The sequence below is a fragment of the Pueribacillus sp. YX66 genome (assembly GCF_041725775.1).
Classification (GTDB): domain Bacteria; phylum Bacillota; class Bacilli; order Bacillales; family UBA6769; genus Pueribacillus.
The window spans coordinates 38,526-52,520 of record NZ_JBEUEL010000012.1; the positions used below are offsets into that span (position 1 = coordinate 38,526).

The 13,995-nt window shown below is 38.7% G+C and carries 12 protein-coding genes; all 12 read left to right on the forward strand.

Annotated elements, in window-relative coordinates:
• The first annotated feature begins 12 nt into the window (after positions 1-12).
• The 12 genes from ABU914_RS07380 (at position 13) to ABU914_RS07435 (ending at position 13,944) form a co-directional block, all read left to right on the forward strand.
• Positions 13-1,263: a competence/damage-inducible protein A gene (locus ABU914_RS07380; protein ID WP_379669093.1), complete on the forward strand. Its 1,251-nt coding sequence runs from the start codon at positions 13-15 to the stop codon at positions 1,261-1,263.
• Between the two features lie 2 nt (positions 1,264-1,265).
• Positions 1,266-2,852, forward strand: a complete 1,587-nt coding sequence (locus ABU914_RS07385; RefSeq protein WP_379669094.1) for a DEAD/DEAH box helicase — start codon at positions 1,266-1,268, stop codon at positions 2,850-2,852.
• A 114-nt stretch (positions 2,853-2,966) separates the two neighbouring features.
• Positions 2,967-4,013 carry a recombinase RecA gene (recA, locus tag ABU914_RS07390; protein WP_379669095.1) on the forward strand — a complete coding sequence of 349 codons (1,047 nt, stop codon included), beginning with the start codon at positions 2,967-2,969 and terminating at the stop codon, positions 4,011-4,013.
• Between the two features lie 274 nt (positions 4,014-4,287).
• Positions 4,288-5,850, forward strand: a complete 1,563-nt coding sequence (rny, locus tag ABU914_RS07395) for a ribonuclease Y (RefSeq protein WP_379669096.1) — start codon at positions 4,288-4,290, stop codon at positions 5,848-5,850.
• Between the two features lie 62 nt (positions 5,851-5,912).
• Positions 5,913-6,707: a TIGR00282 family metallophosphoesterase gene (locus ABU914_RS07400; protein ID WP_379669097.1), complete on the forward strand. Its 795-nt coding sequence runs from the start codon at positions 5,913-5,915 to the stop codon at positions 6,705-6,707.
• Positions 6,708-6,786: 79 nt separating this feature from the next.
• The gene (locus tag ABU914_RS07405) at positions 6,787-7,047 is read left to right on the forward strand and encodes a stage V sporulation protein S (protein ID WP_379669098.1); all 261 of its coding nucleotides are present in this window, start codon (positions 6,787-6,789) and stop codon (positions 7,045-7,047) included.
• Between the two features lie 482 nt (positions 7,048-7,529).
• Entirely contained in the window at positions 7,530-8,453 is a 924-nt protein-coding gene (locus ABU914_RS07410) for a dipeptidase (RefSeq protein WP_379669099.1), read from the forward strand.
• A gap of 151 nt (positions 8,454-8,604) precedes the next feature.
• On the forward strand, positions 8,605-10,362 hold the full coding sequence (locus ABU914_RS07415; protein ID WP_379669100.1) for a 2-oxoacid:acceptor oxidoreductase subunit alpha: 1,758 nt from the start codon (positions 8,605-8,607) through the stop codon (positions 10,360-10,362).
• Positions 10,349-11,215: a 2-oxoacid:ferredoxin oxidoreductase subunit beta gene (locus tag ABU914_RS07420; protein WP_379669101.1), complete on the forward strand. Its 867-nt coding sequence runs from the start codon at positions 10,349-10,351 to the stop codon at positions 11,213-11,215. The genes ABU914_RS07415 and ABU914_RS07420 overlap by 14 nt, the downstream gene beginning before the upstream one ends.
• 116 nt (positions 11,216-11,331) lie before the next feature.
• Complete coding sequence (gene miaB, locus ABU914_RS07425; protein WP_379669102.1) at positions 11,332-12,846, forward strand: tRNA (N6-isopentenyl adenosine(37)-C2)-methylthiotransferase MiaB; 1,515 nt, start codon at positions 11,332-11,334, stop codon at positions 12,844-12,846.
• Positions 12,843-13,214, forward strand: a complete 372-nt coding sequence (locus ABU914_RS07430; protein ID WP_379669103.1) for a YlbF/YmcA family competence regulator — start codon at positions 12,843-12,845, stop codon at positions 13,212-13,214. Before miaB ends, ABU914_RS07430 begins: the two co-directional genes overlap by 4 nt.
• A gap of 166 nt (positions 13,215-13,380) precedes the next feature.
• Entirely contained in the window at positions 13,381-13,944 is a 564-nt protein-coding gene (locus ABU914_RS07435) for an outer spore coat protein CotE (RefSeq protein WP_379669104.1), read from the forward strand.
• Positions 13,945-13,995 lie beyond the last annotated feature (51 nt).

Here is a 13,995-nt window from a genome sequence, read left to right on the forward strand (position 1 = left end):
AGGTTTAACAGTTTGGACTTTAATGCTGAAATCATTTCAGTTGGATCAGAATTGTTGTTAGGACAAATTTTAAATACAAATGCACAATTTCTTTCAAAAGAACTCGCATTATTAGGAATCAATGTTTATCATCATACTGCGGTCGGTGATAATGCTTACAGAATGAAAAATGTCATTCAAAATGCTCAAGAACGAGCAAATTTTATTATTTTAACTGGTGGTCTTGGACCGACTAAAGATGATGTGACGAAACAAACATTGGCAAAGCTATTGCAAGCTGAGCTTGTTTACGATAAAGACGCACTAACGAAGATTATGAACTATTTTAAAAAAGCGAATCGTACGATGACCGAAAATAATCGTAAACAAGCGCTCGTCATTAAAGGTGCACATGTTTTAGAGAATAAAACTGGTATGGCCCCTGGGATGGTCTATGTACATAATGAGATTATTTATATTCTTCTTCCCGGTCCACCTCATGAATTACAGCCCATGTTTCTAAACGAAGTGAAACCTTTTTTACATAAGCAAGGCTATCTCTCACATTTCATTATTTCGAGAGTTCTCCGTTTTTATGGGATTGGAGAGTCTCAACTTGAAAGTGAGTTAGAAGATTTAATTGAAAATCAGACTAATCCAACGATTGCTCCGTTAGCGACGAGAGGCGAAGTAACGATACGTCTAACCGCAAGAGGAAAAACCGAAAAAGAAGTGAATGAATTACTAGATAAAGAGGAAAAGAAAGTATTAGAGCGAACGGGTAGATACTTTTACGGCTATGATTCAACATCGTTACCATTGGAAGTATCGAAATTGCTTGAACAGAAAAATTTACGAATTGCTTCTGCGGAAAGTTTAACAGGAGGATTATTTTCTCAACTGCTAACGAAAGTATCGGGAGCAGGATCGATATTTAATGGTGGTATTGTTAGCTATACGGATGAAGTGAAAGAAAATATATTGCAAGTTCCGCGTGACATTCTTCAGCGTGACGGTGCAGTAAGTTCAAATTGTGCGTTGAAAATGGCTGAAAACGTTCGCGATCTCTTACAAGCTGATATTGGTATTAGCTTTACTGGTGTCGCAGGTCCTTCCAAAAGTGAAAATAAAGAAATAGGAACCGTTTTTATTGGGCTTGCATTTAAAAAAGAGCCAACTGTCGTGTATCCACTAAACCTCGTTGGAAGTCGTGATACGATTCGTAAAAGTAGTGCTAATTATGGATTTTACTATTTACTGAAGCACTTAAAGAAAGGTGAATAAGATTGAAGACATTTCAAGAATTACAACTATCGAAAGAAGTTCAATCGGCATTAGATGAAATTGGCTTTACTGAGCCCACACCAATCCAGCAAAAAGCGATTCCACTTTTGAAAGAAGGAAAGGACGTCATTGGTCAAGCGCAGACAGGAACGGGAAAAACAGCTGCTTTTGGTATTCCCGTTGCTGAAAATATGAAAGAAACAAAACATGTCCAAACGTTAATTTTGGCACCGACGAGAGAACTTGCTATTCAAGTTGCCGAAGAATTAAGGAAAATAATGAAATATAAACATTTTAACGTCGTTGCGATTTATGGCGGTCAACCCATTTATCCGCAAATTAAAGATTTAAAAAAAGGCGCTCAAGTCGTTGTAGGAACGCCAGGGAGAATTCTTGACCATTTAAAGCGGAAGACATTGCTTACCGATCGAGTGCAAACAGTCATCTTAGATGAAGCAGATGAAATGCTTGATATGGGGTTTATTCAAGACATTGAAGCCATCTTAAAGACTTTACCAAAAGAGAGGCAAACCATGTTATTTTCTGCAACGTTGCCACACGATATTAAAAAATTATCAAGGAGGTATATGAACGATCCCGTTCGCGTTTCAGTCACGCGAGGCAATGAAACCGCCGATACGATTAATCAACTCTTTTACCGAACGTTTGAACAACATAAACTTGATGCGCTTACGAGAATTATTGATACGGAAAAGATTGAAGTTGCCATCATTTTTTGTCGAACGAAAAAAGGAGTGGCTACATTAGCTGAAGCGTTAACCTCTAAAGGATATCGTGCGGAAGGACTTCACGGTGACTTAACTCAGCCCCAACGGATGAACGTCATGGATGCTTTTCGGAAGAAACGAATTAATCTATTAATTGCAACGGATATTGCCGCTAGAGGAATTGATGTAGCTCATGTAACACACGTCATAAACTATGATATCCCTGAAGATCCGGAGCAATACGTACATCGGATCGGGAGAACAGGACGGGCAGGTAAAAGTGGGATAGCAATTACGTTCGTCACCCCACAAGATGGTAAGTTTTTACACGCGATTGAAGAGAAAATTAATTCGAAAATCCCTGAAGGAAAGTTACCGGATGGACAAGAATTATTAACTCGTAAGTTTAAAAGGCTGCTAGAGGAAATGCCAGAATATCAAAAGCCTCATGAGGAACTATATGACTCTTTTGCTAATGAGTTGTTGCAAAAGCAACCGCAAGAAAAGGTGGTCTCATCACTCCTCGCCATGTTGTTGTCAGTTAATACTCTTCACACACCCGAAGAATATCAATTTGGTGAAACGGGTGGAGAAAAAGGAATGGTACGTTTTTTCTTAAATGTTGGGAGAAACATTGATTTACACCCAAAAATATTAGTGGATGAAATTTCAAATACAGCGAGTATATCGAAAAAAGAGATTGGCAAAATCGACATTTTTGAACGTTTTTCATTTTTCGAAGTCCCTAAGCGTGTTGCTCCATTCGTATATGAGAGTTTAAAGCAAGAAGGTTTAAACGGTTCGCGTATTTATTTAGAACCAGCGAAACCACCGCAACGCTCCTTTCAGACGGCACACTAAAAAACGAATAAATGTTCGTGATAAAGATTGGCAAGTTGAAATAAAAGGTTTATAATAAGGATAAAATTGATGACAAGTTCGTATGTTCGTGTCGTCATAGAGGAGTTGATTATAGTGAGTGAACGGAAAGCTGCTTTAGATATGGCACTTAGACAAATTGAGAAACAATTTGGAAAAGGCTCGATTATGAAACTTGGAGAACAAGCGGAACAAAGGGTATCTACGATCTCTAGTGGTTCGCTTTCATTAGATATTGCATTAGGTGTTGGTGGATATCCTCGAGGAAGAATTATTGAAGTGTACGGACCTGAGTCTTCAGGAAAGACAACTGTCGCTCTTCATGCAATTGCAGAAGTACAAAATAATGGTGGACAGGCTGCTTTTATCGATGCAGAACATGCTCTCGATCCGGAGTATGCGAAGAATCTTGGCGTTAATATTGATGAACTACTTCTTTCCCAACCTGATACAGGTGAACAAGCATTGGAAATTGCAGAAGCACTTGTCCGCAGTGGTGCCATTGATATCATCGTTGTCGACTCGGTTGCAGCACTTGTCCCTAAGGCTGAGATCGAAGGAGAGATGGGCGACTCTCATGTCGGTTTGCAAGCGAGGCTCATGTCTCAAGCCCTCCGCAAATTATCTGGTGCAATTAGTAAATCAAAGACGATCGCTGTGTTTATCAACCAAATTCGCGAAAAAGTTGGAGTCATGTTTGGAAACCCTGAAACAACACCTGGTGGAAGAGCGTTAAAATTCTATTCATCTGTACGTCTTGAAGTTCGCAGAGCAGAAACGTTAAAACAGGGGAACGAGATGGTTGGAAATAGAACGCGAATAAAAATTGTGAAAAATAAAGTAGCACCTCCTTTTAAACAAGCGGATGTCGATATTATGTATGGAGAAGGAATTTCGAAAGAAGGCGAAATCATTGATATCGCTTCCGAGTTAGACATCGTTCAAAAAAGTGGAGCATGGTATTCATTTGAAGGTGAAAGACTTGGTCAAGGGAGAGAAAATGCAAAGCTTTTTCTGAAAGAAAACCCTGAAATTAAACATGAAATTGACTCCCGTGTTCGACAACACTATGATTTAGGTGAGCCTCATTTAGAGCAAGAAGATGATGAAAAACAGATTCAAGAAACGTTGTTAACGGAGTAACTGATGCAGAGTAGACAGCACCCGCATTTTAGCGACTGCTGTCTTTTTTATTGTTAAAGGATTATATGTGCAAGTGGCGTAACGCACGTAATGCCATTCTCCATTTATCCTTTGTCTTGACAAGCTATTTTTACATCTATAAAATAATACTATGTATGTTTGCTTGATTCTTTTGAATTCAAACGTATACAACGTAATTGTGTTAAATGATGTTACAAAAGAAATCTGAACAAAAAGTTTAACCAACAAGTAGATAGCAAGGGAGGTGAACGGAATGGACCTACTCGGTTTCATCTCCACTATGCTTATCTCTGCAGCTGTCGGAGCAGTTGTTGGATATCTTGGACGTAAATCGATTGCAGAAGCGAAAATTTCCAGTGCAGAACATGCAGCAAAGCAAATTGTCGAAGATGGAAAGCGTGAAGCGGAAGCTTCAAAAAAGGAAGCTTTGCTTGAGGCGAAGGATGAAAGTCATAAACTTCGCGTTGAAGCTGAACGTGAAATTCGCGAACGCAGAAGTGAACTTCAAAAACAAGAAAACCGTTTGGTACAGAAAGAAGAGATTCTTGATAGGAGAAGTGAAACATTAGACAAAAAAGAAGAAACATTGGAAAAACGTGAAGAATCTCTCACCAAAAAACAACGACAAATTGAAGAGATTGAAAGCACAGTGGAGGGATTGCTGCAACAACAAAAAGCTGAACTTGAACGAATCTCTGGTTTAAGCCGTGAAGATGCTAGACAATTGATTATTAGCGAAACCGAAAAAGAAATTACACACGAAACGACGTTAATGATCAAAGAGATGGAGAGTCGAGCGAAAGAGGAAGCTGAAAAGAAAGCAAAAGAAGTTCTCTCACTAGCCATTCAACGATGTGCGGCTGACCATGTTGCAGAAACAACTGTTTCTGTTGTGAATCTCCCAAATGATGAAATGAAAGGTCGTATTATCGGTCGGGAAGGAAGAAATATCAGGACGTTGGAGACGTTAACAGGTATTGACCTTATCATAGATGATACACCTGAAGCTGTCATTCTCTCTGGATTTGACCCGATTCGACGTGAGATTGCACGAATCGCTCTCGATAATCTTGTACAGGATGGAAGAATTCACCCAGCTCGAATTGAAGAAATGGTTGACAAGTCACGGAGAGAAGTTGATGAGAATATTAGAGAGTACGGTGAACAGGCAACGTTTGAAGTTGGTGTTCATGGACTGCATCCAGATTTAATTAAAATACTTGGAAGGCTAAAATATCGAACGAGCTATGGACAGAATGTGTTAAAACATTCAATGGAGGTAGCCTATTTAGCAGGTCTCATGGCAGCTGAGCTCGGTGAAGATGTGAACCTCGCTCGTCGAGCAGGGCTACTCCATGATATCGGAAAAGCGATTGACCATGAAGTAGAAGGTAGCCACGTTGAAATTGGCGTAGAATTAGCTACGAAGTATAAAGAGCACCCTATTGTCATCAACAGCATTGCTTCACACCATGGAGATACTGAACCGAACTCGATTATATCAATTTTAGTTGCCGCTGCTGATGCGCTTTCGGCTGCACGGCCAGGGGCGCGTCGTGAAACACTTGAAACATATATACGTCGCCTTGAAAAGCTTGAAGAAATTTCTGAATCCTTTGAGGGCGTTGAAAAGTCCTATGCGATTCAAGCAGGGCGGGAAATTCGAATTATCGTCAAGCCCGATGTTATCGATGATGTATCTTCATATCGTTTGGCGAGAGAAATCACAAAGAAAATTGAACATGAACTCGATTATCCTGGTCATATTAAAGTAACGGTAATTAGGGAAACGAGGGCTATAGAGTATGCAAAATAAAGTGGTCAATGACCACTTTATTTTACTACTATCATAAAATATAGATTGGAGACTTCGGTTTAATGAAGCTTTTATTTATCGGTGATGTCGTTGGTTCTCCAGGCAGAACCGCATTAAAACAATATTTACCTCGTTTGAAACAAAAGTATAATCCGGTAGTTACAATTGTGAATGGAGAGAATGCAGCAGGTGGAAGAGGAATAACAGAAAAAATATATAAAGAGCTTCTTCATGCTGGTGCAGACGTCATCACATTAGGAAATCATACGTGGGATCATAAAGAAATATTTGATTTTATTGATGACGCCAAACAATTAGTAAGACCAGCCAACTTTCCTGAAGGAACACCTGGTCAAGGTTCGACATTAATACAAGTGAATAATATAAAGATTGCTGTCATTAACCTTCAAGGTCGTACCTTTTTACCCGCTTTAGATTGTCCGTTCAGAAAAGCTAATGAACTTGTGGAAAAATACCGAAAGCATACACCGTACATATTCGTCGATTTTCATGCGGAAGCAACGAGTGAAAAACAAGCGATGGGTTGGTATTTGGATGGAAAAACGACGGCAGTTATCGGTACACATACACATGTCCAAACAGCCGACAACCGTATTTTACCTAAAGGAACAGCCTATCTGACTGATGTTGGAATGACAGGACCGTACGATGGCATTTTAGGAATGCAGCGTGAAACTGTCATTAAAAGGTTTTTAACAAGTTTGCCAGTTCGATTTGAAGTAATGTCAGGTCGTAAGCAATTGAGCGGAATTTGTGTGACGATTGATGAAAATAATGGATGTGCACTAGGGACGGAACGAATTCTAATCAATGAAGATCATCCCTTTTTTGATTAAAGACTTAAAAAGGAAGGAATACAAGTTATAATCATGAATACTATTTAAAAGGGAGTAATATTTAAGGGAGGTACTAGTGATGGAAGTATTAAAAGTTTCAGCGAAATCGATTCCTAACTCTGTAGCCGGTGCACTAGCCAATGTATTGAGGGAAAGAGGAAGTGCTGAAATTCAAGCAATTGGCGCAGGTGCCATTAATCAAGCAATTAAAGCAATCGCGATTGCGAGAGGGTTTGTAGCACCAAGTGGAGTTGACCTCATTTGTATTCCCGCTTTCACCGATATTTTAATCGATGGTGAAGAAAGAACGGCGATTAAGCTTATTATTGAACCGAGATAATTCCGACTTACCTATTCAATTTGAATGGGTAAGTTTTCTTTTTTACTAATGGACCTTTGGTTTGATATTATTTTGGAACTGCGACGTATAGCAATGTACACTTACTAGTCTTAACAGTGGGACGAGGTATTGCAGTTTCAGGAGTTGCGATAGTGCGTCGTGTGTTTAACTTGCCTCGTTCATACCTTCGCTGCAGAGCTTTCGATGAACAGAACGATGACTTTCTTAGTCTACGTCCTGTCATTGCTGTTCCCACTAGAGTCTACGCGATGAAAAGTGATTTTCGTCTACTCTTATAAACTGACTCGTTCGAAACATCTAATCCTATTTTGAGACTTAGGATTCTCGGTTTACAACAGAAAACTTGAATGAGTAAAGGAATTGTAAGACTAAAATAAAGTGTAGCTCGAAAGGTACTACCTTCAAACAATTTGTTTAGAATAGCCTTTTTAAAACAAAAGTGGAAAAGGAACGAAACTAGGATGAAAATTTTTGATGCTCATTGTGACGTATTATACAAAATGTGGATGAATCCAAAGGTTTCTTTTTACAATGACTTAAGGCTCCATACAAATTACGCTAACTTAAAGCAAACGGGTTCTAGCAATATACAATGCTTCGCGATTTACGTCCCTTCACATGTTCATGAACAGGAACGCTTCCAAGTTGCTCTTGAAATGATTAATATTTTTTACGAAAAAATTATGACATGTCGCGGAATGAAATTTATTTCATCAAAATCTGATGCGTTACGTTTGCAAGCAAATGAAATTGGTGCGATATTAACCTTAGAAGGTTGTGATGCGATCGGCAATGATCTAATTAGGTTAAAAACGTTATATCGCTTAGGTGTTCGTTCAATCGGGCTAACGTGGAATTATGCTAATGCGGTGGCTGATGGAATATTGGAACGACGAGGTGCTGGATTAACGTCGTTTGGAGAGCGTGTCGTTACGTTTAATAATGAAAAAAAATTGTGGACTGACGTATCACATTTATCTGAACAAGGTTTCTGGGATGTTATCGAATTGGCGCAATACCCAATTGCTTCCCATTCCAATGCAAAAACGGTTACTCCTCATGTTCGAAATTTAACAGATAACCAAATTTTAGCATTAATTCAAAGGAACGGAATGATTGGTGTAACGTTCGTACCAGAGTTTTTGGAGAAAAAAGGCAACGCTACAGTATATGACGTTCTTCGTCACATTGAATACATCTGTTCATTAGGAGGAGAAAACAATATTGGACTAGGTTCGGACTTCGATGGGATCGAGCAGACACCGTATCAACTATGGAATTATTCGTATTATAGTATCCTTATTAACGAATTGTTGAAAAAATATCCAGAACGAATAGTAAAAGGATTTTTATCTCATAATTTTTTAGAAAAAATGTTCTTTTAAAATTACTAATTTTGCTATATTTGTAGGGGTTGCATGAATAACATTCTAAGCGTATGATTGTATTCGATTAGAATACAATCATTTTTATAACGACATTCCTAGTAATTCTATAGACTAATTAGAAATGATAAGCTTATGAGGAGTGACAATCATGGTACATCAACTTTCTTGGAAAGTTGGAGGGCAACAAGGAGAAGGAATTGACAGTACTGGAGAAATATTTGCAACAACGTTAAATCGCAAAGGTTATCATTTATATAGTTACCGCCATTTTTCGTCTAGAATTAAAGGTGGGCACACGAACAATAAAATACGAGTAAGCACGCAAAGCATTCGTTCGATCTCAGATGACCTCGATATACTCGTAGCTTTTGACCAAGAAACGATTGATTTAAATGCTCATGAGTTAAACGATAACGGAATCATTATCGGAGATTCAAAATTTAAGCCATCAAAACCAGAAAGTTGTAATGCGGTGCTATATTCCGTGCCATTTACAGAGATTGCAAAAGAGCTCGGAAACTCATTAATGAAAAACATGGTGGCAATTGGAGCCTCAAGTGCACTTCTAGGATTAAGGGCAGAAGACTTTAAGCAAGTAGTAGAGGAAATATTTTCAAATAAAGGAAAACAAATTGTTGAAAATAACCTAGAAGCGATTCGTGCAGGCGCTCGTTATTTAGTTGAAACATTCGGTAAAGAGCTAAAAACTTTTCAACTTGCTGAAGCAGATGGCAAAGCACGGATGTTCATGATCGGCAACGATGCCATTTCACTCGGTGCTCTCGCAGCAGGAGTTCGTTTTATGGCAGCTTATCCGATTACACCAGCATCAGAAATTATGGAATATTTAATTCAAAAACTGCCTGAAATTGGCGGGACTGTCATTCAAACGGAAGATGAAATGGCTGCTGTCACGATGGCTATTGGAGCAAATTATTCAGGAGTGCGTGCTTTTACGGCATCAGCTGGGCCAGGCTTATCATTAATGATGGAAGCGATCGGACTTTCTGGAATGACCGAAACTCCGCTTGTCATCGTCGATACACAACGAGGCGGACCGAGCACAGGCTTGCCAACAAAGCAAGAGCAATCAGACTTAATGCAAATGATCTATGGAACACATGGAGAAATCCCAAAACTTGTGTTAGCACCTAGCACGGCTGAAGAAGCATTTCATGATACAGTGCAAGCATTTAATTTAGCGGAAATATATCAATGCCCAGTTATTATTTTATCAGATTTGCAGTTATCTTTAGGAAAACAGACTGTTGATCCGTTAAACTATGAAAAAGTAAAGATTAGTCGTGGAAAACTAATTAAAGATGAACCATTACCAGAACTTGAAAACAAAAATTATTTTAAACGATATGAGTTGACAACAGATGGTGTTTCACCACGAGTATTGCCTGGCACAAAAAACGGCATTCATCATGTAACTGGAGTTGAACATGATGAAACAGGTAAGCCATCAGAAACTGCCGAAAATCGAAAGCTACAAATGGAAAAACGAATGCGAAAAATGCAAACCGTCATTTCACATTTCGATACGCCAGTCCATGTGAATGGAGAGGAAGCTTCCGATATTTTACTTATTGGATTCAACTCAACGAGAGGTACGATTGAAGAGGCAATGGAACAGCTTCGTGATGAAGGTGTAAACGTAACACATGCGCACATTCGCCTCCTCCATCCATTCCCAACAGACATTCTTACACCATACGTCTCAAATGCAAACCGGGTCGTCGTTGTAGAAAATAACTATACAGGCCAATTAGCAAATTTAATTAAATTAAATATCGGGTATGCCGAAAAAATCCAAAGTGTACTAAAATATGATGGTACTCCATTTTTACCGAAAGAAGTGTATTCAAAAACGAAGGAGTTGATTCCAATTGGCAACGTTTAAAGATTTTCGCAACACTGTAAAGCCAAATTGGTGTCCTGGATGTGGAGACTTTTCAGTCCAAGCAGCGATCCAGCGGGCGTCTGCTAACCTTGGGTTAGAGCCAGAGGATTTAGCAGTGATTTCTGGTATTGGTTGTTCAGGTCGAATCTCTGGTTATATTCATTCGTATGGATTTCACGGTATTCATGGTAGAGTTCTACCGATTGCTCAAGGAGTGAAAATGGGGAACCGTGATTTAACAGTCATAGCAGCTGGTGGCGATGGAGATGGTTTTGCGATCGGAATGGGTCATACGATTCATGCGATCCGCCGCAATATTGATATTACGTATATCGTAATGGATAACCAAGTGTACGGGTTAACGAAAGGACAAACATCTCCGCGAAGTGATGTTGGTTTTAAAACGAAAAGCACACCAGAAGGTTCTGTTGAATCGACATTATCGATTATGGAAATGGTGCTCACTGCTGGAGCAACCTTTGTAGCTCAAAGCTTTTCAAGCGATTTAAAAGAATTAACGTCTTTAATTGAACAAGGGATTCAACATAAAGGTTTCTCTTTTATTAATGTATTTAGTCCGTGTGTCACATATAACAAAATGAATACGTATGATTGGTTTAAAGAAAATTTAATTCGTCTCGATGATTTTGAAAACTATGATTCTAGTAATCGGATTATGGCGATGAAAATGTTAATGGAAAACAAAGGCCTAGTGACAGGGCTTATATATGAAGATAAAGAAAAAAAATCGTATCAAGATTTAGTATCTGGATATAGCAAAACCCCACTCGCTCATGAAAATATTCACTTAGACGAAGAAAAGTTTAAACAATTAATTTCAGAATTCATGTAAAGCGATGAGCTCCTTTTCTTAATGAAAATGTGAGCTTTTTTCTTTTTCCGCAAGATTTGTTATAATGAATGAGTTGCATTCGGTCTGGTATATTACGATGCAAGGAGGAGATTTGAATGGCAAAAGGAAAGAAACGTAATTCTCCGGACTTAAAATCCGAAAAGGATTACGCTAAATATTTTGAAACGATTTACCAGCCCCCTTCACTACGTGATGCGAGAAGGCGTGGAAAAGAAGAAGTAAAAATCCATTACAAATATGAAATACCGGATGACGTGAAAAATATCGGAGTTGGCCTTAAATTTTATATTCGAACGTACGGATGTCAAATGAATGAACATGACACTGAAGTCATGGCGGGTATTTTAACGGATTTAGGGTATGAACCGACAGTAGAAGAGAAAGATGCTGACGTTATTTTATTAAATACGTGTGCGATTCGTGAAAACGCTGAGAATAAAGTGTTTGGTGAAATTGGACATTTAAAAGCGTTAAAAAGAGAAAAACCAGAACTTATTCTCGGTGTTTGCGGCTGTATGTCTCAGCAGGAATCTGTCGTTAATCGAATTTTGCAAAAGCACCCTCAAGTTGATTTAATTTTCGGAACTCACAACATTCATCGGTTACCGATTTTGTTAAGAGAAGCGTATTACAGTAAAGAAATGGTTGTTGAGGTCTTATCTAAAGAAGGCGACATTATTGAGAACTTGCCACGTGTACGCAAAGGAAAGATTTCGGGCTGGGTTAACATTATGTATGGATGTGACAAGTTTTGTACGTACTGTATCGTACCTTATACAAGAGGGAAAGAACGGAGTCGCATGCCAAAAGATATCATCGAGGAAGTGCGCCAGCTCGCACGGGAAGGGTATCAAGAAGTGACCCTTTTAGGTCAAAACGTGAATGCGTATGGGAAAGATTTCGACTTCGAATACGGTTTAGGTCATTTAATGGATGAAATTCGTAAAATTGATATTCCGCGCATTCGATTTACGACGAGCCACCCGCGTGATTTTGACGATCATTTAATTGAAGTACTTGCAAAAGGTGGTAATTTAGTCGAACATATTCACTTACCTGTTCAACATGGTAACTCGGAAATTTTAAAATTAATGGGTCGTGTTTACACGCGAGATGAATATTTAGAACTCGTACGTAAAATTAAAGCTGCCATTCCAAATGTCGTCTTGACAACAGACATTATTGTCGGCTTCCCAAATGAAACGGAAGAACAATTTGAAGATACGTTATCACTTTATCGCGAAGTCGGATATGACAGTGCATATACATTTATCTACTCACCTAGAGAAGGTACGCCAGCAGCAAAAATGAAAGATGATGTACCGATGGCTGTGAAAAAAGAACGGCTTCAGCGTCTGAACGCACTTGTTAATGAGATTGCACTCGATAAAAATAAACGATATGAAAATGAAGTTGTTGAAGTTCTCGTTCAAGGGGAAAGCAAAAAAAACTCCGACGTTTTAACTGGCTATACGAGAGGGAACAAAGTCGTTCATTTTCACGGACCGGAATCACTCATCGGAACGCTTGTGGATGTTCGGATTAAGAAGGCAAAAACATGGACACTTGACGGTGAATTGGAAGAAATGTTAGAGGTGAAAAGTTCGTGACCTATACAAGAGAGCAAATTATTGAAAAAGCAGTTGAACTAGCACAGATGGTTGCTAACACTGAAGAAGTTGATTTTTTTAAAAAAGCTGAAGCAAAAATAAATGAGCATGAAAAGGTCCAGCAGTTAATCGCTGAAATTAAAAAACATCAAAAAGAGGCTGTTAATCTTCAACATTACCGCAAACATGAAGCGTTAAAAAAAGTAGAAACAAAAATTGATAAACTTATGGAACAAGTTGATGAAATTCCATTAGTGCAAGAGTTTAAACAGTCGCAAACTGAAGTGAATGACTTACTGCAATTAATTGCGAAAACAATTTCGGATACAGTGACGAACAACATAACGAGTACGGATGAGACACCTTAAACGGTGTCTTTGTTTTATCCACAAATACATTGTTGCCTTATTTGATGACCCTCATCTCCTTAGATAATACATTCTTTTTTTATTTAAAAGGCTTGTTCCAATGCGGAACACAGGTCATATGCCTTGCATAGGATGTCAGTGAAGAAATGATGAGGAGGTATAATCAATGTCTTTTGCTGACGATTCAAAGTATAGAGAAATAGTAGCAAAAGCAGTTTGCGGAAAAGGAAGCAAATATTCAAAGGCAACCCACACTGTCAATCCGTTGCACAGACCTTCAAGCATACTAGGCTGCTGGATTATAAATCATGATTACAAAGCAAGAAAAGATGGTGACGCTGTCGAAGTAGAAGGTAGTTACGATATTAACTTATGGTATTCCTACAATAAAAACACGAAAACGGAAGTCGTAACCGATACAGTGAAGTACAGTGATGTCATTCCGCTGAAGATGAGAGATGATGAAAATTTAACCGATGAATATGACGTTGTCGTGAGAACGATGCAACAACCAAACTGCTTAGAAGCAACGATTTCTCCAAATGGTCAAAAAATACTCGTAGAAGTTGAACGGGAGTTTATCGGTGAGGTGATTGGAGAAACGAAGCTTTGTGTGCGTGTTGATCCAGATGGCTGTGTCGATGAGTTGGAAGAAAGCTCTGATTATGATTTAGATGAGGAATTTGAAGATTTAGATGCGGACTTCTTACTCGGGGAACTTGATGAGTAAAATGCAGGTTCAGATTGGATGAATAATCCATCTGAACCTATTGTTTGCAAG